Source organism: Acinetobacter sp. GN11 (assembly GCF_054823985.1).
Window position 1 is genome coordinate 1 of record NZ_JRVL01000374.1, and the last position, 695, is coordinate 695.

A 695-nucleotide genomic window follows, 5' to 3' on the forward strand; every position below is an offset into this window, starting at 1 on the left:
TAATTTTTCTTTTAAAGACATCTTATTAATTACCTTAATTCCGTAATGGTATACATATAAGCTATTTCCCAAGCTATTTTCCTTGCTTTTAAAATATTATCTTTATGAAAGGCCTCAATCATTTCAATAATTTTCCTTTCAATTCTTAGCATCTTTACACTTTTTTTTTAATTTCAATATCTATTTCCGTCCACAATCTTTTTATTTCAAAAAAAATTCCCTTACACTCATTCTTTTCACTTTCAGATAACTGATTATCTTGAGTATTATTTGAGATCATGGATAGTTTATTTTCTATCCATATTAATTTATCCTTTAATAACATTTACAAATATCTCTCATCAAGTGAATTTACATAGTAGCTCTGAAACATTATTTCAATTTATTAATATCGTATAAATCTGCAAGCTCCCAAGCTATTTTTTTCCTTCCACTTTATCTCCTTTATCATAAGCATCAAACATTTCTTGAAGTTTAACTCCAACATAGTCGGCTTTAGCTAAATCTCTTTTAATTTGTGATCTAATCTCATTCCATAGCTCTTTTAAATCACTCATAGTATCTTCATGAATTGCAGCTTGAGTAGGAAAGTATTCAAGCTGCCACTCAGCATAGTCATCCGGAGCATGTAGTGCGACTGCTACTATCGCGTCATCAAATTCACTTAATTTTTCTTTTAAAGACATCTTATTAAT

Annotated in this window: 1 protein-coding gene; it reads right to left on the reverse strand. The window is 28.8% G+C overall.

Annotation, left to right across the window (positions count from 1 at the left end; translation table 11 throughout):
- Window positions 1-416 precede the first annotated feature (416 nt).
- Window positions 417-695 (reverse strand): hypothetical protein (locus NL42_RS19480; RefSeq protein ID WP_461313999.1); only part of this gene is annotated, 279 nt, incomplete at its 5' end.